Raw genomic sequence first — 25,413 nt, forward strand, 5'->3', positions numbered from 1 at the left:
ACTGGTCTAATACTTTCTTCTTGAATGTCGATTCTTGTTCTTTCATACTGCTCTATCTTATAAACTTTAACTTAAATTCAAAGTCTTAGACAGAGTTTAGATTACAGTCTCCCCTTTTCCTATTTTTTCTCGTTTTTCCCCTTTGAGGAATCTTTGGAGTCTGTATCGGAATTAGCAATTGATTCCCGCATTGAAGTATCCGATTGGATATTTTCCATTCTGTAGTAATCCATCACACCAAGTTTTCCACTACGAAAAGCTTCAGCCAATGCTTTTGGAACTTCCGCCTCAGCTTCAATTACTTTGGCTCTCATTTCTACATTTCTAGCTTTCATCTCTTGCTCTAGAGCTACCGCCATCGCACGTCTCTCTTCCGCTCTTGCCTCAGCTACTTTCAAATCTGCTGATGCCTGATCGATTTGTAATTTCGCTCCAATGTTAGTTCCCACATCGATATCAGCAATATCAATTGAGAGAATCTCGAAAGCTGTTCCTGCATCCAATCCTCTTTGAAGAACTAGTTTGGAAATCTTGTCAGGATTTTCCAGCACACTCTTATGTGTAGCTGCCGAACCTATAGAAGTTACGATTCCCTCACCTACTCTAGCCAGAATAGTTTCTTCGCCAGCACCACCGACCAACTGTGCTATATTCGCTCGTACGGTAACTCTCGCTTTTGCGATCAACTGAATACCATCCGCTGCTACAGCGGCTACATTTGGAGTATTGATCACCTTTGGATTCACCGAAATTTGAACTGCCTCAAACACGTCTCTCCCTGCCAGATCAATTGCAGTCGCTTGCTTGAATGTCAGGTTAATATTCGCCTTATCAGCAGAAATCAATGCCCTGATTACATTGGGAATATTTCCTCCGGCCATGTAGTGCGTTTCCAAGTCATTTGTCGTCAATTCAAGCCCTGCTTTGGTAGCTGTAATCAGTGAATTTACGATGATACTTGGTGGCACTTTTCTAATTCTCATTCCAATAAGTTCTCCTATTCCAACTTTCACATTTGAAAATTGGGCAGTGATCCAGAGATTAACCGGAACAAAGTACAAGAAGATGAAAAGTAGTACAATTCCTGCGACCGCAGCCACTAGGATAAACATTGAACTGCTCGGATCTAGATTCTCCATATTATTTTACTAAAATTTTATTGTTTTCAATTTTGATAATCGTGATGTCAGTTTCTACTGGAATAAAGCCATTCTCTGATTTCACCTCATATATCACATCACCAAAGCTAGCCTTTCCAATTGGCTTAAGATCTGAAATTGTTTTTCCTGGCATCCCTATTTGCAATGCATCAGTACGGCCATCAAAAGCGCCTCCCTGCATGGCTGATTTAAGAGAAAAGCGATCCCATACTCCAGAATTGAAACCATAAACTATGGCTACAAGATTAAGAATTACTGCAACTGAAGTTATCCACCAAGCTATTTCTGGTTCAAAGCTAAGAAATGCATAGGCTACTCCAGCCAAACTTACGGCAAGTCCAAAGATACCAACGACCGTAGTCCCAGGGACAAACAGCACCTCGGCAAGCAAAAGGACAAGACCAATAATTAGAAGACTGGATAGGACTAGGATCGTCATTGGCTTTCAGAAAAAGAATAGATGTCTAAAATACAGGTTTCCTCGTTACCCCTCGTCAATAAGAACAAAAAAAACCCGGATATTTCCGGGCTTGTTGATTAATAGGCTTTTGCAAATAGAACTCTGCCAGTGGAAGGTTTGCCTGAAAAGACACAAACCCCACTTTCTTCTTTCCGATCTAAAGGAATACATCGTATCGTTGCTTTTGTGAGATCCTTGATCTTTTCTTCAGTCTCTGCAGTTCCATCCCAATGAGCTGACAAAAATCCGCCTTTCTCTTCCAAAACTTCTTTAAACTCATCCCATGAATTTACTTCAGTGGTCATTTTACCTCTGAAATCGAATGCCTTAGAGTAAATACTAGACTGGATTTCATCTAACATAGAGGTGATTTTCTCAGAAATAGGCTGAGAATTCAATTCAAATTGCTCTTTAGTCAAAGTATCTCTTCTGGCAATCTCGACTGTACCATTTTCAAGATCTCTTGGACCAATGGCAATTCTCAGTGGCACACCCTTCAATTCATGCTCTGCGAATTTCCATCCTGGTTTGTGGGTATCACGATTGTCGTATTTAACTGAAACTCCAGCTTTGCGAAGCTCAGCAATGATTTCATTTGCTTTTTCGGTAATGGCATCCAGTTCTTCGTCTTTTCTATAAATCGGGATAATGACAACTTGAATCGGAGCCAGTTTTGGAGGTAATACCAATCCATTATCATCTGAGTGAGCCATAATCAGAGCACCCATCAAACGTGTGCTGACTCCCCAAGAAGTACCCCAAACGTATTCAAGTCCTCCTTCTTTAGTAGCGAATTTTACATCGAATGCTTTGGCAAAATTCTGTCCTAAAAAGTGGGATGTACCAGCTTGAAGAGCTTTTCCATCTTGCATCATAGCCTCTATACATAAAGTATCATCAGCTCCTGCAAAGCGCTCACTTTCAGTTTTTCTTCCTCTGACAACCGGCAAAGCCATAAAATCTTCAGCAAACTGTGCATATACATTCATCATTTGCAATGTCTCTGCTTCAGCTTCCCTTTGTGTAGCGTGCGCTGTATGTCCTTCCTGCCAAAGGAATTCTGTAGTACGAAGGAATAGTCTGGTTCTCATTTCCCAGCGAACTACATTTGCCCATTGATTGACTAAAAGAGGGAGGTCACGATAGGATTGAATCCAATTTTTATAAGTGCTCCAAATCACAGTTTCTGAAGTGGGACGAACAATCAACTCCTCATCCAACTTTGCTTCAGGGTCTACGATCACCCCACTCCCATCTTCTGCATTTTTAAGTCTATAATGAGTAACTACTGCGCATTCTTTGGCGAATCCTTCCACATGACTGGCTTCCTTGCTTAAGTAAGATTTTGGGATAAAAAGTGGAAAATATGCGTTAGAATGACCAGTCTCTTTAAACATTCGGTCCAGTTCGGCTTGCATTTTCTCCCAAATAGAATAGCCATAAGGCTTGATGACCATGCAGCCACGAACTGCTGAATTCTCTGCCAGATCGGCTTTTTTAACTAATTCATTATACCAAAGCGAATAATCCTCGCTTCTCTTAGGTAGTCCTTTACTCATTGTGGTTGTTTGAGATACAGATTAAAGTTATTTTTGCTAACTTATGCGTGGCAAATATAAACCAAAAAGTATAACCCTTCACCTATGCTCTCGTATAAGAAAGTAACTATTAAACTTCACCTATGAAGAACTCTGCAATCATAACATCATCATTTATCCTTGGATCTCTCGTCTTAGTATCATGTAGCACGAACAAATTAGCAACTACGGATACTAGGGATAATCTGTATTTCATGGCGTCAGATGCTAAAGTAGCAACTGAATATGCGGTGCAAAACAATAATCCGGAGCAGTTCCAAACACTCTCATCCCCAGCTACAGAGGCTATTCCTCAGGAAAGTTTTAGCTCAAGGAATGTGAATCCAGACTACATCGCCAGGTATCAGTCTGATCAGGATAGCTCCGAAAGTGATATTGTTTATTTTGATGAAGGTGTAGCTGAAGAAAGCAATCCAGACATCAATGCTTACAATAATTATAGAGTAGGCAATTCAGGCAATAATTCCAACTTCAATTCTTCCATGGCTTTTAATATGGGCATGAACATGGGAATGGGAATGATGTATGGAATGAATCCTTGGGGAATGGGTAGATTTTATGATCCTTTCTGGGGCCCGGGCTTTGGGTATAGACCAGGTTTTAATTTTAATATAGGATTTGGTTTTGGCAGTCCATTCATGAGACCTGGCTTTGGTTATGGTGGATTTTATGATCCATGGGGCATGCCGATGTATGGTTGGGGAGGATATCCAGGCTATGGATATGGTTACCCTGGAATGGGATTTTTTCCAAGGAATCCTATCTACGTACTTCCTGGAGGAGAATATGGAGACCGTAGAGTTGTAAGAGGAGCGAGAAGTTCAAGAGGTTCTACTTTAGCTGGTACAAGAGGAGGAAGTGTTTCTAATGCAGCACTTCAACCTTCGACAGCGAGAGCTCAAGCAAGAAGAGATGTTTTGAATAATGGTAATAGTGCTACATCTAGAAGGCTAACATCTAATTCTGATAACTCAAGAATTTCCGCGAGAGACTTTAGTTCTTCCCAAAATGATTATTATAATTCAAGAGTAAGGGAAGGAAGCAGTAGGAATGTGAGTTCTGCAGCCATGGACCGACCTGTTTCTAGAACAAGAAGTGCAATGCCTTCTGCTAGGCCAAGTGTTAATCCTTCAAATACTAGGACAATCAATTCAGGAAGACAGGGAACAGTAAGATCTTCATACCCAACAAATACTAGATCGTCTAGTCCATCTTATAATAGAAGTAATGTTCCTAGCAGAACAGCATCACCTTCATACAATAGAGGTGGTACTAATACTAGAACAGTTACTCCATCAAGAACTACCACACCTACTAGGAGTACTCCAACTTACAGCACGCCAAGTAGAAGCAGTGGATCTACCGGAGGAGCTACAAGAAGCAGCTCAGGTACATCTAGAGGAGGTCGAGGAAATTAACTTTTGATTACAACATATACTTACATAAGGCAGTGGAATCACTGCCTTATTTATTGCTGTCTATTAGCCCATTAAGCCCTTTTGCTCTAAATTATTAACTGTTTTTGGCGAAAGTTTTATGAGAATAAGTAACAATACTCCCCAATCTTTACGTTTATCTATAACACCCAAATCAAATCTAAATGAGAATACCCATTCTGGTTTTATCACTTTGTTTTATTTCATCTTCATTCAGCTTAGCCCAAAGTGGTTATTATGAAGATGCCTTCCGCTTCAGTCAAGTAAAACCTGCTGGCTCAGCCCGAATAATGGGTGTAGGCGGGACACAATGGTCACTTGGTGGTGATGTGTCTAATATAGCTGGAAATCCAGCTGGCCTAGGTTTCTTCAGGTCCTCAGAAGCAAGTGCTACTTTAGGTTATACTGACTGGGGAGTGGAAACAAACTACTTAGGGCAAATCGATAGTTACAATACGACAAATTTTTCCTTGCCAAACCTGGGTTTTGTGATGGCTAATCCTAAAGGCGAATTTGACAGAGGAACTTTTAAAGGTGGTTCATTTGGGATTAGTATTCAAAGAATTGCCAATTTTAATACTGAATATGGAAATACTTCCGACCAGCCAGGAAGCACCTCAATTATTGATTTTTATCTTCAGAGTGCAAATGAAGCAAACAATGGAAGCGGTATTCCTGAAAGTCAAATCGAGTCCTATGGACTTACAGGTCTGGCATACCTTACTTATCAAATTAATCCTATTAGTTTTGATGAAAACGGAGCTCCTATTTCAGATCCTAGATATTATGATTCTTTCGTTTTGGGAAATCCTGCTCAGCGAGAAAATATCACTCAAGAAGGAAGTTCAAGCCAAATAACTTTTGCTTATGGAGCCAATTTTAACCATAAATTATTTGTAGGTGGATCCGTTGGTATTAGAACACTTAATTTCACTTCCAGAAAGATTTTGATTGAAGAGTTTCTAGAAGGCCCACTAATTGATTCTAACCTTCAAGAAAATTTATTTATCAATGGAGGGGGTGTAAATCTTAATCTGGGATTGATTTATAAGCCCGTAGATTACTTGAATTTAGGTTTCACACTTCAAACTCCTACTTGGTATGCTTTGAATGACGAATACACCGCGAGTATGATCGCTAATTACGATAAATACGATTATGAACCAGAAGGTATCATATTGGGTCAGGTTGAGGATCTTACAGATATTATAATTAGCTCTTATAACTTAAATACTCCTTTTAAAATTGGTGGAGGCGCCACAGTATTTTTAGGGAAAAATGGATTTATTTCTGCAGATGTAGATTGGGTGGATTACAGTGCTGCCAGAATCAACTCAAGAGACTTCGACGAAGGACCGGATAATTTGGAAATCCAAAATCTTTACACCAGCACCATAAATTTTAGATTCGGAGCAGAATACAAGCTAAGCAACTTTAGAATTAGAGGAGGATACGGCTATTACGGTGATCCAATTGCAGATTCAGATTTTGATAGAAGTACTCAACAAATCAGTGGTGGCCTAGGTATGAAAATCAATAAATTCTCAGTGGACTTTGCGCTAGTGAATCAAAAATTCAATACACTTTACAGCAGCTATCAGGTGTTGGATAATCAAGGGAGAAATATTGGACCAGTTACTGAAATTAAAAACAATCAGATCAATGGAGTATTAACGCTTGGTCTTAGTTTTTAAGCAAACGGATTAATTCTGATACTAATAACTCAGCGGAAAAGTCTTCACCGCTGAGTTTTAATTTTGCCTGGCGATAAAAGTAATCTCTTTCGACCAGCAAACTTTTTAATTTTAAGGTGATTTCTCCCTGATCAAGCCCTGAAAACATGGGTCTATTTTGAGCTTTAGCCAAACCCAATCGGATAGAAATCTCTTCTAAAGGAACATCCAGGTATACAGAAACTGATTTTTCATTGATCAATTTCATGTTGTCATTAAAACAAGGACAGCCACCCCCAGAAGCAAGAACATAAGAATCATCCCTGTCCAACAAATCCCGAAGCACCTCAGTCTCCCAAGTACGAAATTTACCTTCTCCATATTGTGAGAATATATCGGAGATTTTCATTTGAAACCGTGATTCAATAAGGCTATCTAGGTCATAATATGGGAATTGTAAAACAGAAGCAAGCTGCTTTCCAAAAGTACTTTTTCCAGAACCGGGAAGTCCCACCAAAACAATTTTCAAGTCCTTTCCCATTTTCTACTTCATGTAAAGATCTAACACTTCACTTGCTTCAGGAGTGTTATTATTGTGGTATTTAGCCAATACCTCTCCATCCTTCAAAACCATTATTCCCGGATTAGCACGGATCATAGTTTTCACTACAGTGGCATCAGCTTGAAGAGAAAGCACGTCCCATCCTCTTGATTTGGTGAAATTCTGAATTTCTTCCTGAGTGGCAGCAGCGACAAAAACCGGTTGAACTGGTGAATCGGAAAGCGAGGTTACTAATTGGTCAATTAGATCAAGATTTGAATCACTCCTTTTAGCCATGTTGCTGACTAAAATCAACACTTTATTCCCAGTGAAAACCTCTTCTGAAAAATCCCCTTCATCATTCCAAACTGCGAAATCAGAAATTTTAGGTAAGGCCTCAGGATTCTTCAAATTCATTTCTACAAATTCAAGACTTTCATCGGAAGGATATTGATCAAAAGTCACCAGTTCACCATTCTTTTTCATCACATAGGAATACTGCAACGGAGAAGATGGCTGCATATTTTGAGGAATATTCACACCTACTTTGTATGCTCTAAAGTCAATAAATGGGAGGTTTCGAATAGCTACAATAGCCAATGTAAATGATAATATAAGTGAAGTACTTGCTACTATCTTTGCCCATCTAGGAGAGCTCTTTGGAAGATCTGCCTGAAATAAGAAAAGAATGGAAATCAATACCAGAAGGATAAGGTCTTTATAAAATGATTCCCAAGGTGTCAATTTGATAGCATCACCAAAACAACCACAATCGGTCACTTTATTAAAGTAGGCAGAGTAAAAAGTAAGGAAGGTGAAAAACAAGATCATTAGACTAAGTGCCCAAACCGTAAACTTGCTCCGAACTCCTAAAATCAACATAACTCCCAATACTACTTCAACGACCACAAGCACAATCCCTAATTCCAATGCAAAAGGCTTCAGGTAATAAAAGAACCCCGCGATGTCATTAGAAAAAACATCGAAATATTCCTCCAATTTAATTGCGGTTCCTACAGGATCATTAACCTTGATCAATCCAGAAAAAATAAACAGGCCACCGACAATAAATCGAATGACCCATAAAAAGCCTTGCTTAAACATGATATCTTAATTTAATTAAACAAAATACAGCATAATTGATCATATCCTGATAATTAGCCTCAATACCTTCAGAAACCAAAGTCTGACCTTGATTATCTTCTATTTGTTTGGTACGAAGTAATTTCATCAAAATAATATCGGTCATAGAACTAACCCGCATATCACGCCAAGCTTCTCCATAATCGTGGTTTTTATTTTCTAAAAGACCTCGTGTTTCATTTACCCAATGGTCATAAGCTGGCTCAAGCTCCTCAAAAGGAATTTCCATTCGCTCATCTTTCGAATAACTGATTTGCAGTAAAGCAATCAGGCAATAATTAATAATCCCTACGAAATCATCCTCAATGGGATCATTGACTTTTTGACTTCCCTTCTCCTGAATTGAGCGAATCCGCTGAGCTTTGATGAAAATCTGGTCTGTGATCGAAGAAAGTCGAAAAATTCTCCACGCTGTACCATAATCTATAGTCTTCTTACGAAATAGTTCTTTACAACGGCTGATAACTTCCTTATATTCGATACTCGTTTGTGTCTCCAAAGTCTCTTAATTTAATGTTTCCTCTTCCTGGCAAGTCTTCTAAAATCGAAGATAAATCATTTCCCCAAAAAAACACCCTCCAAATCGATGGGCGGCTAATCAACTGGGACAAACCTCAGCTGATGGGAATAGTTAATTTGACACCAGATTCATTTTTCGAAGGAAGTAGAGCGGAGAAATCAATGAACAAAGTTGCGGCATTAGTCACATCACACATTTCTAATGGTGCTAGTATTCTGGATCTTGGGGGGTACAGTTCCAGACCCGGTGCTGCTGAAGTAAGTTTACAAGAAGAAATAGACCGGGTAATTCCAGCTGTGAATTGGATCGCTTCCAACCATCCTGACATCTTAATTTCCGTTGATACTTTTCGTGCGAAAGTTGCTGAAGAAGCAATACGATCTGGCGCTCATATCGTAAATGATATTTCGGCTGGGGATCTAGATGATGAAATGATTCAAACAGTGGCAAAGCTCCAAGTTCCCTATATCGCCATGCATATGAGGGGAAATCCTCAAAACATGCAGAAAAAAACGAATTATTCAGATATTTTAGGAGAAATATTGTATTATTTCGCTGAAAAACTGGAACAATTCAGAAAGTTTGGCATCAAAGATGTAATAATTGATCCTGGGTTTGGATTTGCAAAAACCCTCGAACAGAATTATTTCTTACTCAAGAACCTTCACCAGTTTCAGATGCTTTCATCACCAGTACTAATTGGTATTTCGAGAAAATCTATGATATCAAAAGCATTGGAATTAGAGGCTGGAGATGCACTAAACGGCACTACAGCATTAAATATGTTTGCTTTATGTCAGGGAGCAAACATCCTTCGAGTTCATGACGTAAAAGAAGCTAACGAAACATTAAAATTATATAACACTATATACCCTTGACATTACTTTTCAGAATAGGATTTTTAGATATCTCCATAGTCAATATAATCGATATTGCTTTGGTTGCTGCCCTATTGTATCAAGTGTATAAACTGCTAAAAGGCAGTGTAGCAATAAAAATATTTCTTGGATTCCTATCCATCTACTTAATCTACTTAATGGTTAGGGCACTTAGAATGGAGCTCCTTACCGCCATTTTGGGTCAGTTTATGGGCGTAGGTGTGATAGCAGCTATCATTATTTTTGCCCCGGAAATCAGAAAATTTCTTCTTTTAATCGGACGATCTTCCTTGCTTTCAGATGATAATGTTTGGAGAGAAATGCTTTTCTTCTGGAGGAAAAAAGACAATGCTATTTTCAATATCAGTCCTATCATAGATGCATCAAAAACTCTTGCAGGGAGTAATACTGGTGCTTTGATGGTAATTTCGAAAAGCACAGAACTTAAATTTTATGCTGAAAGTGGAGATATTCTAGATGCAGAATTATCTAAAAGACTGCTTATCTCAATCTTCAATAAATATAGTCCGCTTCATGATGGAGCTGTAATCATCCATAACGGTAAAATAAAGGCTGCTCGCTGTATTTTACCAGTTACAGAGCGAGAAGTGCCTGCGCAATTTGGACTTCGCCACCGTGCCGCTATAGGCATGTCAGAGACGACAGATGCAATTGTGTTGATAGTTTCAGAGGAAACAGGCCAATTATCCATGTCCAAAAATGGTAAGATTCTCCATAATATGTCCTTCCAAGAAATCAGGGAAATGATCAATGATTACCTTAATAATCTTGACGTGGATACACGCTTCGAAGATCTCGAAGAATATGAGATGAAGAAGCGAAGGAAACTCGCAATGACTTCTAAAACATCATAAAAAACGGCAAGATCTAACTTGCCGTATTTTGTTATCCATTTTCTTGTTCTTTTGTAGAATTCAAAAATAGTTTGATAACACCATAATATTTGCGACCAGGATACGTCATTCTTACGACATCTTTGCCATCATGCCTTATCTCGGTCGAAAATGCCTTATATAAAAACATTTTACCCTAGGGGAAATTTGTGTTGGGATTTGAATCCAAAAAAAGACAGGTTGGTACTTTATCCAAATAAGGCAACTCACCCAGTCACCGAAAACTAGTTTACTGGAAGGTTATGGTTTAATCTTTGCTTCGCACCATCATCCTCACAAAAATTAAAAAAAAGCACTTATCCATCTATGAAAAAACTTCCTTTAATCCAACTTGCCGCTATTTTCATACTTTTTTCGGCAGGAGCTTGGGCAACACAGGCATACATACCTGATTTGAAAAAGCAATTAAAAGACACCTATTCTACCTTAACAAAGTCCTCCGAACCACCCATGCACTCTAAAGAAAATGAGCCTATTGCGGTAGAATTGCCTGTGCCTAGAGTTGTCCCTCCTGTTCCTGATGAACTGATTACTAAAGAATATGACAAGCACCTATTTGCAGCAGAACACAATGGATTTGGCTTGATTGAGAGTGAAAATCATTTTAAAAAACTAATTGATGAGCAAAAGTTAGTGCTGGTAAATGAGGGAACTGGATACGAAGTAATGCCCTTAACCCATAGCCACCCCTACATTACTCCCTATTCAAAAATCATTCTTGAGGAGCTAGGAATAGCCTTCCAAACACTTACAGATACAGATAGTTTCTTTACAATTACATCAGTCACCCGTACCCCCGAACAGCAAAAAAGTTTACGGAAGAGGAATAGAAATGCAACTTCTGGAATCAGCTCCCACTCCTATGGAGCCTCTTTTGATATCTCTTACATTAGATTTAATGGCAAGAGACGCTTCAGCAGGAGCACCCAGAAAAAGCTTGAAGAGATTCTGGATGAATTTCAGAAAGCCGACAAAATTTTCTATATCAAAGAAAGGAAACAGAGTTGCTATCACGTCACCGTCAGGTGATTGTTTTAGTGTCCCAAGAAGCTTTTAAAGTCTCAGGATCAATATTCCAACCTGATTTTCAAAAAGGAAACAACCGCGAACTTTGTGCTTTCTAAGTGTACTTTGTGGTTTAATAAACTATTTTTTTTGTCAAAATTCAGTGGTATAAACCTGCTAAGTCTTTCTTTTGGGATCGTAAATCTTTGTGATCAGGATTCTAGCGAGCTTTTAGTATCCCACTCTTTCATAGATTTTTGTGAGTTTCCCTCTTTGGGATTGCTTCGGTCGCCTCGGTCTTTGTCACGCAGACCACGGTGATAAGTCATTCCGTCATTGCGAGCGACGCAGGAGCGCGGCAATCTATTGGAGTTCATAATTACGAGCTACGAAGTACACATTTACAATAGCTGAGATTGCTTCGTCATTCTTCCTCGCAATGACGAGCTGCGATGGCTATTCTGTGTACTCCGCATAAATCTCTATGCTCTCTGCGGTTTAAAAAAAACCGGGAATCTAAATTAGAAACCCGGCTTTGAAGCATCGGACACCTAGCACACGACATCCAACCATTACATCGGAGTTAATAAGCTTAAATCTTGGGCTACTCTATCACTCCCAGCTCTTTGCCAACCTCAGTGAAAGCCGCAATCGCCTGATCCAGATGTACTCGATCATGACCGGCAGAGATCTGAACACGGATTCTAGCCTGGCCTTTTGGCACTACCGGATAATAAAAACCAATTACATAAACCCCTTTCTCCAGCACCTTTTCAGCCATTTGCTGCGAAAGAGCCGCATCATACAGCATAATCGGTACGATGGCGTGCTCGCCAGGCTTGATATCAAAACCGGCAGCAGTCATTTTCTCACGGAAGTACTTGGTATTTTCTTCAAGTTTGTCTCTCAACTCGGTCGTCTCAGAAAGCAAATCAAACACCGCTATCGAAGCACCCGTGATCGATGGTGCCAATGTATTGGAAAATAGATAAGGTCTAGAGCGCTGACGAAGCAATTCGACAATCTCCTTCCTCCCTGAAGTAAAACCGCCGGAAGCTCCGCCCAAAGCTTTTCCAAGCGTTCCTGTGATAATATCTATTTTGCCCATCACACCGCAATGCTCATGAACGCCCCGACCCGTCTTGCCCATGAATCCAGTTGAGTGACACTCGTCAGTCATCACCAAAGCTTCATATTTTTCTGCCAGTTCCACGATCTTATCCAACTGTGCAATTGTACCGTCCATAGAGAAAACTCCGTCGGTCACGATAATTTTTTGCTTCGCTCCTTTTGCAATAGCATCCTTCAGCTGAGCTTCCAGATCTTCCATATTATTGTGCTCGTATCTGAATCGCATGGCTTTACAAAGACGAACACCATCAATGATGGAAGCATGATTCAACGCATCCGAGATAATAGCATCTTCCGGACCTAAAATAGGTTCAAACACTCCCCCATTTGCATCGAAAGCCGCTGCGTAAAGAATAGTGTCCTCCGTACCCAGAAAGTCAGAAATCTTCTTTTCCAGCTCCTTGTGAATATCCTGCGTACCGCAAATAAAGCGAACAGAGGACATTCCAAAACCATGGGAGTCAATGGCATCTTTGGCTGCTTCGATTACTTTCGGATGGGAAGAAAGCCCCAAGTAATTGTTGGCGCAAAAATTCAAAACCTTTTGTCCGCCTGCAATGGTAATTTCTGCTGATTGTGGAGATGTGATAACGCGCTCTTTCTTGAAAAGGCCTGCTTCTTCTATTCCCTTAAGTTCTTCTTGTAATTTGGGTTTGAACTGATCGTACATGATAGCTAGTTGATTTTATGTTATTCAAAAACGTCTGATTCCTTTAGTTAAAATCCTACTCAGAAAGCAGTTTTTTCTTACTTTTGCAGTCGCAAACCCAAATATAAACAAAAACCAAGAGCTCGGCTTTAGGTAGATTTTGAAAGAAATATCAATGGAAAAAATCCTAGTAATAGGCGCTGCAGGGCAATTGGGTTCAGAACTCACAAAGTCACTGGCAGATCAGTTTGGAGCAGAGCAAGTAATTGCTACAGATCTCAACGAATCAGCACGGTCAAAATTTGAGTTTTGTCGCTTTCAAGTCCTAGATGTGATGGACAAGGAAGGTTTGAGAAACCTAGTCAAACAAGAAAAAATCACCCAAATCTATCATTTAGCAGCAGTGCTATCCGCAGTGGGCGAGAAAAAACCTCTTTTCGCTTGGGAGCTCAATATGGAAAGTCTGCTTCATGTATTGGAGCTAGCCAAAGAATTTAATCTTAACAAAATCTATTGGCCATCGTCCATCGCCGTTTTTGGACCAAATACACCAAAAATCAATACGCCTCAATATTGCGTGAAAGAGCCGAATACAATTTATGGCATTTCGAAGCAAGCTGGAGAAAGATGGTGTGAATACTATTTTCAGAAATACAATGTGGACGTTCGCAGTCTTCGCTACCCAGGTTTGATTGGCTATAAGTCTCTTCCAGGTGGCGGCACGACCGATTACGCCGTGGATATTTATCATAAAGCATTGGCAGGAGAAAAATTCGATTGTTTCCTCCGTGAGGATAGTTCTCTTCCCATGATGTACATGCCTGATGCGATCAAAGCTACCTTGGATCTAATGAATGCTCCTCGTGAATCGGTAAAAACCCGCTCCAGTTACAACCTAGCAGCGATGAATTTCACTCCAAAAGAAATTTATCAAAGCATATTAAAGCATATTCCTGACTTCAAAATCGAATACAATCCTGATTTTCGGCAAGCAATCGCAGACAGTTGGCCTGATAGTATTGATGATTCCTGTGCAAGGAAAGATTGGGGATGGACGCATGATTATGATCTAGATGCCATGACAAAAGACATTTTGGAAAATCTTCCAAACTTTAAATTCTAACACCACTACCTCGCTATATTAAGCGGGGTATTTTTTTATCTAACCGCAGTAACCACTAAACCGTTAATCCACGCTGGCCACATCAAAATTCCAGAATATTAGCATATCATATTCCAAAATTGCCCTAATGATATACAGGCTTTCGAAGTAGCGCAGAATTCTTTACTTTGAGGTTCATTCAATAACCCATGAATAATCTTAAAATAGCAGGCTTTCTTACCCTTGCCGTAATCATAGGCATTGCTGGCTTTATTATTTTTGGTCGGGAAAAAGAAGTAGACTTCAGCACACAGATCAAACCTATCTTGAATAAAAACTGCATTTCCTGCCATGGAGGTGTAAAAAAGAATGCTGGATTCTCTGTGCTTTTCGAGGATGAAGCTTTTGCAAATACAGAATCTGGCCACCCCGCAATTATTCCCGGTGACCCTAACGGCAGCGAATTAATCAAGCGTTTGACTGCTTCAGATCCTGAATTAAGAATGCCTTATGAGCGAACACCACTTTCCGAGGAAGAGATCAGTCTACTGAAAACTTGGATCAAACAAGGTGCTAAATGGGGTGAGCACTGGGCTTATCAGCCTGTAGAAGCTCCTGAAATTACAGAACAAAAAACTACCGCTGGATTTACTTCTGATCGTAATCCAACTGAAATAAATCCCATAGATTTTTATGTGGGCAGAAAACTCGAAGAGAATGAACTGACATTTTCACAAGAGGAAAATCCGCTTAAACTTCTTCGAAGAGCTGCGCTTGACATCACAGGCCTACCTCCTACTAGCGACCTTGTATCGCAATTATCCTCCAAAAAAATCAGCTATGAGCAAGCCGTAGATCAGCTACTATCCTCTCCTACCTATGGCGAAAAATGGGCAACTTGGTGGCTAGATCTTGCGCGATATGCTGACACCAAGGGCTACGAACGGGATGTCTCTCGTACCATGTGGCCTTATCGAGATTACGTGATCCGTGCGTTCAATGCTGACAAACCATTTGATGATTTTACCATAGAGCAATTAGCTGGAGACTTACTTCCAAATCCTACTGAAGAACAATTGGCTGCAACAGCTTTTCACCGCAATACCATGAACAATGATGAAGGTGGGACGAATGACGAGGAATTTCGAGTAGCCGCAGTTTTAGATAGAGTAGGTACAACTTATGAGGTTTGGCAAAGTACCACCATGGCTTGCGTGCAATGCCATAGTCATCCATACGATCCCATTCGTCATGAGGAGTTCTACCAATCAGCAGCATTTTTTAATAATTCAAGAGATGAGGACACTCATGATGAAGAGCCTAGATTGAGGTTTTATTCACCTGAAGAGAAAAATGAAATTGAGTCTGTTCTTGCCTGGGTCAAAGAAAATGAAAGTGCTAAAGCTGCAACTGATCGCAAAAACTTCCTGACTTACCTTGAACCAAAGTATCCTTCACACAATGCTGTTGACTTTAACAATGCAGAACTTATCGACACCAAATGGCTGGGAATCCAAGCAAACGGCTCTGCTTATTTGAGAAAAATAGACACACGAGGCTCTGATCAAATCCTGATTCAATATGGCTCAGGCTTAGATGGAAGCAAAATGACCATCCGACATGGTGGACCGGAAGGAGAAATCTTGGCCGCCTTTCCAATCAACAAAACCAATGGAGATATTATCCGAGCTATTACCCTAAAACCCACACAAGGTTTCGTAGACTTATTTTTAGAAGTTAAGAATCCAAGTGTAAAGTCAGAGCAAAACGCTGCCAAATTTGTATGGTTTGCCTTTGTTCCGACTCTAGCGGGAAAGGATAAACCGGGTTTCAAGGATATTCAAAATTCCTGGGAAACAGCCTTGAACTTTAGAGGAACAAAGCTTCCAATCATGATCGAAAATCCATACTATATGGCTCGGGAAACACATGTTTTTGATCGGGGAAACTGGATGAGTCTGGGAGAAAAGGTAAAGCCAGAAACACCAAAAACCCTTAATAACTGGAACCCAGAATGGCCTGATAACCGCTTGGGTTTCGCCTATTGGCTAACTGACAAGGAAAATCCACTTACTTCGAGAACATTGGTGAACAGAGTTTGGGATCAGCTTTTTGGCAGGGGAATCGTGAGTTCACTAGAAGATATGGGAACGCAATCTGACCCTCCTTCGCATCCAAAATTGCTCGATTATTTGGCTTGGAAAACTATGAATGAGTACGACTGGAGTATGAAAAACCTGATTCGGGAGATCGTTACCTCGGCTACTTACAAGCAATCTTCTGCCGTATCTGCAGAGCTTTATAAAAAAGATCCCCAAAATAAATGGTATGCCCGTGGCCCCAGATTCAGGCTAAGTGCAGAGCAAGTTCGGGATCAGGCTTTGGCAGTTGCTGGATTGCTTAGCGATAAAATGTATGGTCCGGGAGTCAAACCTCACCAGCCAGATGGCATTTGGCAGACAGTATATAACGGAGAATCATGGACAGAGAGCCAAGGAGAAGACGCACATAGAAGAGGGATTTACACTTTTCTGAAGCGAACCAGCCCCTACCCTTCCTTCATATCCTTTGATGCAGCCAGTGGAGAGGTTTGTCTGAGTAGAAGAATTGTCACAAACACACCATTGCAGGCTCTGGTCACACTGAATGATCCTGTCTACCTAGAAGCTGCTTATTATTTGGCAGAAGATATGATCAAGCAGGACGTGGTCCAACCGGAAAAAGGCATCGCCTACGGCTATCAAAAACTAGTCTTACATCCTATTTCAGAAACTAAGCTTGAGACTCTTTCATCGCTTTATAACGAAGCTCTAGCCGAATACAATAGCAATCCTGAATCACTGGAAGCATTCTTTACAGTGAAAGATAAATCAACAAACCCTGAGCAAGCGGCGATGTCAGTGGTGGCAAATGCACTGCTGAATATGGACGAATTCCTAACCAAACCTTGATATGCAAAGTCTCGATAAAATGCTCGTTGAGTTTGCCCAGCAAAAGCTGGAGAAACAAACAAGAAGACATTTCCTGATGGATTGTGTCTCTAAAGTTGGCGGTCTGGCGATGGCTCCACTCTTGTTTGGATGTGGTACAGATTCAACCATAGGATCCACGGGATTAAATCTAAGTCAGCGGGATCTAAATCCACTTTCTCCTCTGCCTCCACCTTTTGGAGCAAAAGCAAAATCAATCATTTACCTCCACATGGCTGGCGCACCTTCACAATTGGAGTTATTTGACTTTAAGCCTGAATTGGCAAAATATCATAATCAACCATGCCCTCAGTCATTATTGGAGGGCAAGAAATTTGCTTTCATCCGTGGAGTTCCCAATCTTCTTGGCCCTCAAGCAAATTTTTCCCAACACGGAGAGTCTGGTGCATGGATCTCCGATTACATGCCACATTTCCAAAAATTAGCTGATGAAGTTTCCTTTTTGAAAGCCGTGCATACTGATCAATTTAACCATGGCCCTGCTCAACTTTTGATGCAGACAGGAAGCGCAAGACTTGGTCGTCCTAGTTTAGGAAGTTGGGTGACTTATGGATTGGGCACAGAAAATCAAAATCTCCCGGGCTTTGTCGTACTAACTTCTGGAGGGAAAACTCCCGATGCAGGCAAAAGCGTTTGGGGAAGTGGCTTTTTGCCTTCCGTCTATCAAGGTGTGCAGTGTAGATCCAAAGGAGACCCGGTACTGTACCTGGATGATCCTGAAGGAATGTCCCGAAATCTGAAGAAAAACGTCATCGACGCGATTAACACTGCGAATAAAGAGGAGTTTGATGCTTATGGCGATCCTGAGATTCTCGCTAGAATCAACCAGTATGAAATGGCCTATCGCATGCAGATCGAAGTGCCGGAGGTCATGAATATCAATGATGAACCGGAATCGGTTCACCAGCTATATGGCACCAAACCAGGCACAGAATCCCTTGCAAACAATTGCCTACTCGCCAGGAAACTAGTGGAAAAAGGTGTCCGCTTTGTCCAGTTGTATGATTGGGGCTGGGATACTCATGGTACAGATCATGATGGTTCAATTGACATGGGTCTAAGAAATAAATGCCGTGAAATGGATCGGCCAGTTTCTGCGTTGCTTCTCGATTTGAAACAAAGAGGATTGCTAGAAGACACATTAGTGGTCTGGGGAGGAGAATTTGGCAGAACGCCTATGCAGGAAAACAGAGAAGGCAAAACACAAAGTTTCCTTGGCAGAGATCATCATGGGGATGCCTTTACCATGTGGATGGCAGGTGGTGGCATCAAACCTGGAGTGACCTATGGAAGGACAGATGACTTTGGGTTTTCCGGAATTGAGGATAAAGTTTCGGTTCATGATATTCATGCCACTATTCTTCACTTGATGGGCTTTGATCACGAGCAGTTCACTTATGATTTCCAAGGCCGTCCTTTCCGATTAACTGATGTGGAAGGTGAATTGATCAATAAAATATTAGCTTAATAACATGAAAATCTATGAGCGCAGGAATTTTAAAAAGACAATCAGACTAAATGATTGATTTTGTATTACCATTATTCGGTCGATTTCATCCGATTTTGGTTCACTTGCCGATTGGATTTTTAGTGTTTGGTGTGATATTGATTTTTTGGTCTGGAAAGAACTATTCAGTCTATTCACCTATTATCCAATTAGCCTTTCTACTAGGTGGAATTTCCGCACTTTTAGCGAGTATTAGCGGTCTTCTTCACTATCAGAATGAAGGGTACAGTTGGGATACGGTTAATTTTCACCTGATTCTTGGCATCTTCACCACCATTCTTTCGGTTGGATTATGGTATCACCTGAAAAAAGTGTCAAATCCTACATATGTAAAAATCAAAGGAGCTGGTTTATTGCTAGTTTTAACCTTGACAGGACATCTTGGAGGAAATATTACCCATGGTGATGATTACTTCACAGAAGTTTTACCGCCAGGGCTACAAGCATTTCTTGGGGGCGAAATAGGCATAGTCGAACCTCTTGAACTCCCCGCTGATAACTGGGAAGAAGTGGGATTCTACACAGGCGCGATACAGCCTATTTTGGATCAGAATTGTAAAAGCTGCCATAATCCCAAGAAGCTTAAAGGAGAATTAGATCTGAGTTCTTTCAAAGGTATCCAAAAAGGTGGTGAGGATGGATCGATTATGGAAACTGGAAATCCAGAAGAAAGCCCACTAGTTACTAGATTGGTTTTACCAGAAGATCATGACGACCATATGCCTCCCAAGGACAAGCGCCAGCCCAGAAAAGAAGAAATAGAATTAATCAAAGCCTGGATCGAATCAGGTTCTCCTGAAAAAGCAAAACTTGGTGAATCAGCAATAAGCGTGAGTTTGGTGGAGCCATTCTTCAAAAAGAATGAGAAACCATTTTATCCTGTCGTAGAGGTACCAAAGCTTTCACAGGATTCCATTTCCAAACTCAGAGATCAAGGTTTCTTTGCCGAAATAGTGAAGATGGACTCTCCTTTCTTGAAGATCAGTTGCATTAATTTCCCCACATTCTCTGATTCAGATTGGCATTTGCTACAGTCAGCAAAAGACCAGATTGTTTACTTAGATCTGACGGGGACGGCAATTTCTGATGAAGTTTTAACGCAAATTGCAACACTTCCAAACTTGACTGTTTTGAAACTCAATCAGACTTCTATCGAAGGTTCGAGTTTGGGAAAATTAAGTGAAAACAAAAACTTAAAGCTACTTTATATCAATAATACAGAGGTCGCTTTTGACAAATTAGCCTCTCTTGGAGCCCACCCCACACTGGAAAAAGTATTTGCTTTTGAAACACCCGTAGCTGATTCAGGTAGTTCCTCGCAATTTAGCTTTCACTTGGAAACCGGTAATCTTACACTGCCACCTTTGCCGACTGATACGATTGTGTATTAGAATATTTTCTCGCAACGGCGCGGCGGCGCAACGTATAAAATGCTTTCCTTTATTATAAAATTGTATGGTTGAAAACCATTGGATAAAACTTCAAAATTACAAACTCCGAAGAAATAAAATAAAACTTTGCGCTGCTGCGCCGTTGCGAGAATTTCTACTTCAAATGTTCCTCAATTTCCACCGGATCAAAACCCAAAGACATACTTCCATCTTTATAAACAATCACCGGTCGCTTGATCATGCTTGAGTTTTCTTCCAAAATCGGGATGGCCGTTTCTTCATTCTCAAGGGCTAATTTCTGATCACCCGTCATCTTTCGATAGGTTGTGCCCTTTTTATTTACCAATGCAGAAAGATCAGTTTTCTTCAAAAAACCTTCTAAAAGTGCTGCATCTGGCTTTTCTCGTTTGTAATCGATAAAGTCATATGCTACTCCCTTTTCCGTCAGGAAATCGAAAGTCTTCTTCATCGTATTGCAGTTCTTGATTCCGTAAACTTTGATAGACATAATTTGTATTTATATTACTTTCAAACCCATTACCTCTACCATCGCGTCCTTATGGGCAACTAGGATCTCATCGATGAGTTCATCTTTCAGAGCTGTAGATAAGAACAAGCTTTCAAACTGGCTTGGTGCCAAGTATACTCCCTGCTTCAACATCGCTTGAAAATATTTCCCAAACAACACAGTGTCCGCCGTCTTTGCACTTTCAAAGTCAAAAACAGGCTTATCAGTAAAAAACAGGGAATACATGCTTCCCAAGCTATTCACAGTATAGTCCAATCCTAATTCCTGATTGATGCTTTTTATGCCATCTGTTAATTTCGTCCCTATATGATTTAACTCCGCATAGACCTCCGAATCTTCGTTAAGATACTTAAGCATTGTCAATCCAGCTGCCATAGCGATTGGATTTCCAGAAAGTGTACCTGCCTGATAAACAGGTCCTGCTGGAGAAACAAATTCCATGATTTCTCTCTTTCCACCATAGGCTCCTACAGGCATTCCTCCACCGATGATTTTGCCCAAGGTGGTCATATCAGGTGTCACTCTGAAAACTTCCTGAGCGCCACCTTTTGCCAGACGAAAACCTGTCATCACCTCATCGAAGATCAATAAAATTCCTTCTCTTGTACAGATATCCCGTAATCCTTGGAGATAACCTTCCTTAGGAAGACAAAGTCCCATATTTCCCGGAACAGGCTCTAATATCAATGCAGCAATTTCACCCGGATTTGCAGCAATCAGTTGCTCTATAGCTTCAAGATCATTGTATGGGGCAATCAAGGTGTCTTTTGCTGTTCCTTTGGTCACTCCTGGAGAATCAGGATCACCCATTGTCATAGCTCCGGAACCAGCAGCGATTAAAAAAGAATCACCATGTCCATGGTAATGCCCTTCCATTTTGATAAACTTATCACGACCAGTATACCCTCTTGCCACGCGAATGGCAGACATGGTCGCTTCTGTCCCGGAATTAACCATACGAACTTTCTCGATGGATGGCACCATACTTACAATGAGCTCCGCTATCTCTACTTCTCTTGCTGTCGGAGCGCCGAAGGACGTACCATCTTCCATTGCCTTGATCACCGCTTCTTTGACTTTCGGATGATTATGACCCAAAAGCATCGGACCCCAGCTATTGATTAGTTCGATAAATTTATTTCCATCCTCATCGTACAAATAAGCTCCATCAGCTTTTTTGATAAAAAGTGGCTCTCCGCCTACAGCTCTAAAGGCACGAACAGGTGAATTCACACCGCCTGGAATGAAATTTTGGGCTTTTACAAAAAGCTCTTTACTCTTGGAAATATTCATTGGTTAATCTAAAGGTTTCAATTCCCCTGCTTCTAAGGTAAACAAAGGCACATATTGATTATTATGGGTGCTTTGGAAGTTAAATCCCCAAGTTAAATTACCTGCTTGAAATGCTTTCTGATTCAGATTTCTTCTCAAATCAAAGCCCTTTGTATCGGACATATTAGACGACACCCAACTGACCAATTCAGCTCCAAGGACCGTATTCATACTTGGAAAACTCAGATACTTATCATAAAATTTATTTCGGAATTGCTGCATAGGCTCTCCATAAAAATTCAAGGTGTTATTTCCGATAAAATAAAAATTTGGAAACTCCAGCATTTCATAATTAGCAAAATTGAAACCCAACCAAGAATCCATAACCAATGTCGGAATAGATGCTGTAATTGATTCCATCAATGAAAATGCTGGTTGTGCAATAGCTGGATCATCTGACAGTAAAATAATCTGATCTACAGACATGCTAGCATCTCCTCTTCTTATGCCCAAACCCTGCAAGAAGTCACTCGTGTTTCGTGGGTTTATCTGCTGGAATTTAATCAATTGAAACCCTGCTCTCCCTAATTGATCTTGAAGCATATTCGCGAGCATTTCATCACGGGAGCTAATGCTATATCCTATTGCCACTCTTTTACCCCAATTCTGCTGTCTAAGACCATCCACAATTCCATTAGCAATAGAACTAACCGAAGGTCTAAACAGATAACTGTAATCCAATTCCTCAAATCTATCACCCAAATTAGAAAGTGGATGAACAAATGGGACTTTTGCTGTCTCCGCAAAATTGCTAACCATATCAGCTTCCTCCGGATAAATCGGTCCTATGATGATGTCAGCCGAGGCAATAGCTGGCTCTGACAATAGATTTTGCAAATGTGCGACATCTCTCTTCGAGTCAAAAGTCAACATATTGACCTGAGTCCCTTGTAGCTTCAATTGCTCTACTCCGTATTCCAATCCTTGGTATAACTCGAAAACAAAATCATTTTGGGAAATGCTAGACACATTTGCACGGGAGGAACTGGTAAATGGTAAAATCACAACGATATCCAACACCTGATCTTTCACTACGTTTTTACTTTCATTTGCCTTACCCTGCAACTCATAGTAAGCAGCTCGCTCAGTGGCAGAAAGTATACTCTGACTTTCCAAAACTCGCTTTAACGCCTCTCCATAGCCCTTATTTTCTTTGAATTCAGAAAGATTGGCAATCATAAAGCTTACACTCACCTGCTTTAAATTTTCGTATGTGGCATTTTCAGCCATCTCCATTATCGACTTATCTTTGATTTTTTTGATGAGCTGAAGAGCTTCTATATTCTGTTGGTTTTTAAAATATGCAATTGCTAAGAGATATTTTGACTCATCAGATTTAGCCCAATTACCAGTCACTACAGGTTCCAATGCGGCTATCGCCTGTGCAGGTTGATTGGCTCCAAGTGCTGCCTCGCCCAAGTGAAATGCTGCGTAGTTAGCCAGATTCCCATACTCTTTTGGATCTGTAAATTTCTTGAAAAGCGGAATGGCTTCCCAATAATTTTTGGCGGCAAGCTCGGACTGAGCCTTGCGATAATCATCCGGGGTAGGAATTTGAGCGAAGGCGAAGCTCAAGATGAAAAATACCGGAATTACTAAAAGAAATTTTTTCATTTTATCGAGGTGAATCAAACATCAAACAGGTGTGCAAATTTAACCCAATATTTTCAAACCCAAAGTTCAGGCCGAAAAGCATGGAAAGGTAAAAACCCGAAGACTTTTCTTCGGGTTTCTATAAATTTAAAATTTGAAATTCTTCTATTCCCACTCAATAGTTGCGGGTGGCTTGGAAGAAATATCGTAAACAACCCGATTCACTCCTTTCACTTTATTGATGATATCATTAGATATTTTTCCCAAAAACTCATATGGAAGATGAATCCAATCTGCTGTCATTCCATCTACAGAACCTACAGCTCTTAGCGCAACTACTTTCTCATAGGTACGCTCGTCCCCCATTACTCCTACTGACTGGATTGGAAGGAGCATCGCTCCTGCCTGCCAAACCTGATCGTAAAGACCTGAATCTTTCAAGCCTTTGATAAAAATATGATCCACCTCCTGAAGAGTCTTCACTTTTTCAGCGGTGACATCTCCCAAAATTCGGATTCCAAGCCCCGGACCCGGGAATGGATGTCTTCCTATAATAGTTTCCACAATCTCCAACGCTCTACCCACTTCACGTACCTCATCTTTGAATAGTGTATTCAATGGCTCCACTACTGAAAGATTCATAAAGTCTGGTAATCCGCCCACATTATGGTGAGATTTGATCGTAGCAGAAGGTCCTTTTACAGAGATCGACTCAATTACATCTGGATAGATTGTTCCTTGTCCGAGCCATTTTACGCCTTCGAGTTTGTTTGATTCTTCATCAAAAACCTCAATAAATGCGTTTCCAATAGCTTTTCTCTTAGCTTCAGGATCTGTCACACCTGCCAAGGCATCATAGAATTTCTGCTTGGCATCTACTCCAATGACATTCAATCCCATATGCTTGTACGATTCCAGAACTTCTTCGAATTCATTTTTGCGAAGCAATCCATTGTCCACAAACACACAGATCAGTTGATCTCCAATAGCTCGGTGAATCAGTGTAGCAGCTACTGAAGAGTCTACTCCGCCTGAAAGCCCCATTACCACTTTATCCAAGCCAATTTTAGCTTTCAGGTCAGCTATACTTGCGTCGATAAATACATCGGAAGTCCAATCTTGGGCACAGCCGCAAATTCCTACGACAAAATTTCTAAGGAGATTTTTTCCCTCTGTAGAATGGGTTACTTCAGGATGGAATTGAATTCCGTAAGTTTCTTCATGCTGTATTTTAAAAGCAGCCACACGAACAGAATCGGTGCTGGCGATCACTTCGAAATTTTCTGGCAGATTCTTGATTGTATCTCCATGGGACATCCACACTTGGGAACCATGATTCATTTCTTTCAACAAATCATAGTGATTGTCAATATGGGTCAAATTGGCACGTCCGTACTCTCTGATCTCAGACGGAAGCACTTCTCCGCCATATTTCTGAGCCAATAGCTGTGAACCGTAACACACGCCTAAAAGTGGAAGTTTGCCTCTCAAAACATCCAAGTCCAAATCAGGTGAACCCTCATCTCTAACTGAGCAAGGGGAACCTGAAAGTATCACTCCTTTAATATCGGAGGTGATCTCTGGAACTTTGTTATAAGGGTGAATTTCGCAATATACATTCAGCTCTCTAACTCTTCGGGCGATGAGTTGTGTGTACTGAGAACCGAAATCAAGGATCAAGATTTGTTCTGCCATGCGCAAAGGTAAGCAGGTAAGATGGCTTACTAAAATCCGACAAAGAAAATTTGGTGAGGGATTTTGGATGAAAAACAGAAATCAGTCATAGGAAACAACCTAAGAATTTGAATTCTAATTATTTAACAACTTTTTAGTTAAATGTAACTAAAGAATATTTTATAGT

General features: G+C 40.6%; 20 protein-coding genes. 9 read left to right on the forward strand and 11 right to left on the reverse strand.

Annotated elements, in window-relative coordinates; genetic code table 11:
* Positions 1-119: 119 nt before the first annotated feature.
* The 3 genes from floA to proS all read right to left on the reverse strand — a co-directional run bounded on the left by floA (position 120) and on the right by proS (position 3,179).
* Positions 120-1,139 (reverse strand): flotillin-like protein FloA, encoded by a 1,020-nt coding sequence (floA, locus tag SYJ56_RS21915; RefSeq protein WP_323837941.1) that lies wholly within the window; start codon positions 1,137-1,139, stop codon positions 120-122.
* 1 nt (position 1,140) lies between these two features.
* On the reverse strand, positions 1,141-1,599 hold the full coding sequence (locus SYJ56_RS21920; protein WP_323837943.1) for an NfeD family protein: 459 nt from the start codon (positions 1,597-1,599) through the stop codon (positions 1,141-1,143).
* A gap of 98 nt (positions 1,600-1,697) precedes the next feature.
* Positions 1,698-3,179: a proline--tRNA ligase gene (proS, locus tag SYJ56_RS21925; protein WP_323837945.1), complete on the reverse strand. Its 1,482-nt coding sequence runs from the start codon at positions 3,177-3,179 to the stop codon at positions 1,698-1,700.
* A 122-nt stretch (positions 3,180-3,301) separates the two neighbouring features.
* Here proS and SYJ56_RS21930 point away from each other — a divergent pair, with 122 nt between their 5' ends.
* Entirely contained in the window at positions 3,302-4,636 is a 1,335-nt protein-coding gene (locus SYJ56_RS21930) for a DUF5320 domain-containing protein (RefSeq protein WP_323837947.1), read from the forward strand.
* Between the two features lie 182 nt (positions 4,637-4,818).
* On the forward strand, positions 4,819-6,348 hold the full coding sequence (locus SYJ56_RS21935) for an OmpP1/FadL family transporter (RefSeq protein WP_323837949.1): 1,530 nt from the start codon (positions 4,819-4,821) through the stop codon (positions 6,346-6,348).
* Here SYJ56_RS21935 and SYJ56_RS21940 read toward each other — a convergent pair.
* The 3 genes from SYJ56_RS21940 to SYJ56_RS21950 are packed head-to-tail and all read right to left on the reverse strand — an operon-like array spanning position 6,338 to position 8,510.
* Positions 6,338-6,868 carry a shikimate kinase gene (locus SYJ56_RS21940; protein ID WP_323837951.1) on the reverse strand — a complete coding sequence of 177 codons (531 nt, stop codon included), beginning with the start codon at positions 6,866-6,868 and terminating at the stop codon, positions 6,338-6,340. The genes SYJ56_RS21935 and SYJ56_RS21940 overlap by 11 nt on opposite strands.
* Before the next feature lie 3 nt (positions 6,869-6,871).
* Entirely contained in the window at positions 6,872-7,972 is a 1,101-nt protein-coding gene (locus SYJ56_RS21945; RefSeq protein WP_323837953.1) for a BT_3928 family protein, read from the reverse strand.
* A complete protein-coding gene (locus tag SYJ56_RS21950) occupies positions 7,965-8,510 on the reverse strand; it encodes a DUF1599 domain-containing protein (protein ID WP_323837955.1) in 546 nt (181 codons plus the stop codon). The genes SYJ56_RS21945 and SYJ56_RS21950 overlap by 8 nt, the downstream gene beginning before the upstream one ends.
* 14 nt (positions 8,511-8,524) lie before the next feature.
* Here SYJ56_RS21950 and folP point away from each other — a divergent pair, with 14 nt between their 5' ends.
* The 3 genes from folP to SYJ56_RS21965 all read left to right on the forward strand — a co-directional run bounded on the left by folP (position 8,525) and on the right by SYJ56_RS21965 (position 11,352).
* A complete protein-coding gene (gene folP, locus SYJ56_RS21955) occupies positions 8,525-9,409 on the forward strand; it encodes a dihydropteroate synthase (RefSeq protein ID WP_323837956.1) in 885 nt (294 codons plus the stop codon).
* Positions 9,406-10,284: a diadenylate cyclase CdaA gene (gene cdaA, locus SYJ56_RS21960; protein WP_323837958.1), complete on the forward strand. Its 879-nt coding sequence runs from the start codon at positions 9,406-9,408 to the stop codon at positions 10,282-10,284. The genes folP and cdaA overlap by 4 nt, the downstream gene beginning before the upstream one ends.
* Before the next feature lie 345 nt (positions 10,285-10,629).
* Positions 10,630-11,352, forward strand: a complete 723-nt coding sequence (locus tag SYJ56_RS21965; protein WP_323837960.1) for a DUF5715 family protein — start codon at positions 10,630-10,632, stop codon at positions 11,350-11,352.
* Positions 11,353-11,932: 580 nt separating this feature from the next.
* Here the strand turns inward: SYJ56_RS21965 and kbl are convergent.
* Positions 11,933-13,129: a glycine C-acetyltransferase gene (kbl, locus tag SYJ56_RS21970; RefSeq protein WP_323837962.1), complete on the reverse strand. Its 1,197-nt coding sequence runs from the start codon at positions 13,127-13,129 to the stop codon at positions 11,933-11,935.
* Positions 13,130-13,283: 154 nt separating this feature from the next.
* On the opposite strand from kbl, the gene SYJ56_RS21975 reads away from it, so the two are divergent.
* The 4 genes from SYJ56_RS21975 to SYJ56_RS21990 all read left to right on the forward strand — a co-directional run bounded on the left by SYJ56_RS21975 (position 13,284) and on the right by SYJ56_RS21990 (position 20,098).
* Complete coding sequence (locus SYJ56_RS21975) at positions 13,284-14,231, forward strand: NAD-dependent epimerase/dehydratase family protein (protein ID WP_323837964.1); 948 nt, start codon at positions 13,284-13,286, stop codon at positions 14,229-14,231.
* Between the two features lie 188 nt (positions 14,232-14,419).
* Entirely contained in the window at positions 14,420-17,161 is a 2,742-nt protein-coding gene (locus SYJ56_RS21980) for a DUF1553 domain-containing protein (RefSeq protein WP_323837966.1), read from the forward strand.
* A gap of 1 nt (position 17,162) precedes the next feature.
* Positions 17,163-18,668 (forward strand): DUF1501 domain-containing protein, encoded by a 1,506-nt coding sequence (locus SYJ56_RS21985; RefSeq protein WP_323837968.1) that lies wholly within the window; start codon positions 17,163-17,165, stop codon positions 18,666-18,668.
* A 50-nt stretch (positions 18,669-18,718) separates the two neighbouring features.
* Complete coding sequence (locus SYJ56_RS21990) at positions 18,719-20,098, forward strand: c-type cytochrome domain-containing protein (protein ID WP_323837970.1); 1,380 nt, start codon at positions 18,719-18,721, stop codon at positions 20,096-20,098.
* 154 nt (positions 20,099-20,252) lie between these two features.
* Here the strand turns inward: SYJ56_RS21990 and SYJ56_RS21995 are convergent, their stop codons facing one another.
* The 4 genes from SYJ56_RS21995 to guaA form a co-directional block, all read right to left on the reverse strand.
* Complete coding sequence (locus SYJ56_RS21995) at positions 20,253-20,606, reverse strand: Spx/MgsR family RNA polymerase-binding regulatory protein (RefSeq protein WP_323837972.1); 354 nt, start codon at positions 20,604-20,606, stop codon at positions 20,253-20,255.
* Positions 20,607-20,615: 9 nt separating this feature from the next.
* On the reverse strand, positions 20,616-21,920 hold the full coding sequence (gene hemL / locus SYJ56_RS22000; RefSeq protein WP_323837974.1) for a glutamate-1-semialdehyde 2,1-aminomutase: 1,305 nt from the start codon (positions 21,918-21,920) through the stop codon (positions 20,616-20,618).
* A 3-nt stretch (positions 21,921-21,923) separates the two neighbouring features.
* Positions 21,924-23,573 carry an amino acid ABC transporter substrate-binding protein gene (locus SYJ56_RS22005; RefSeq protein ID WP_323837976.1) on the reverse strand — a complete coding sequence of 550 codons (1,650 nt, stop codon included), beginning with the start codon at positions 23,571-23,573 and terminating at the stop codon, positions 21,924-21,926.
* Between the two features lie 144 nt (positions 23,574-23,717).
* On the reverse strand, positions 23,718-25,247 hold the full coding sequence (gene guaA / locus SYJ56_RS22010) for a glutamine-hydrolyzing GMP synthase (protein WP_323837978.1): 1,530 nt from the start codon (positions 25,245-25,247) through the stop codon (positions 23,718-23,720).
* Between the last annotated feature and the right edge of the window lie 166 nt (positions 25,248-25,413).

The organism is Algoriphagus aurantiacus (assembly GCF_035156405.1).
Classification (GTDB): Bacteria; Bacteroidota; Bacteroidia; order Cytophagales; family Cyclobacteriaceae; genus Algoriphagus; species Algoriphagus aurantiacus.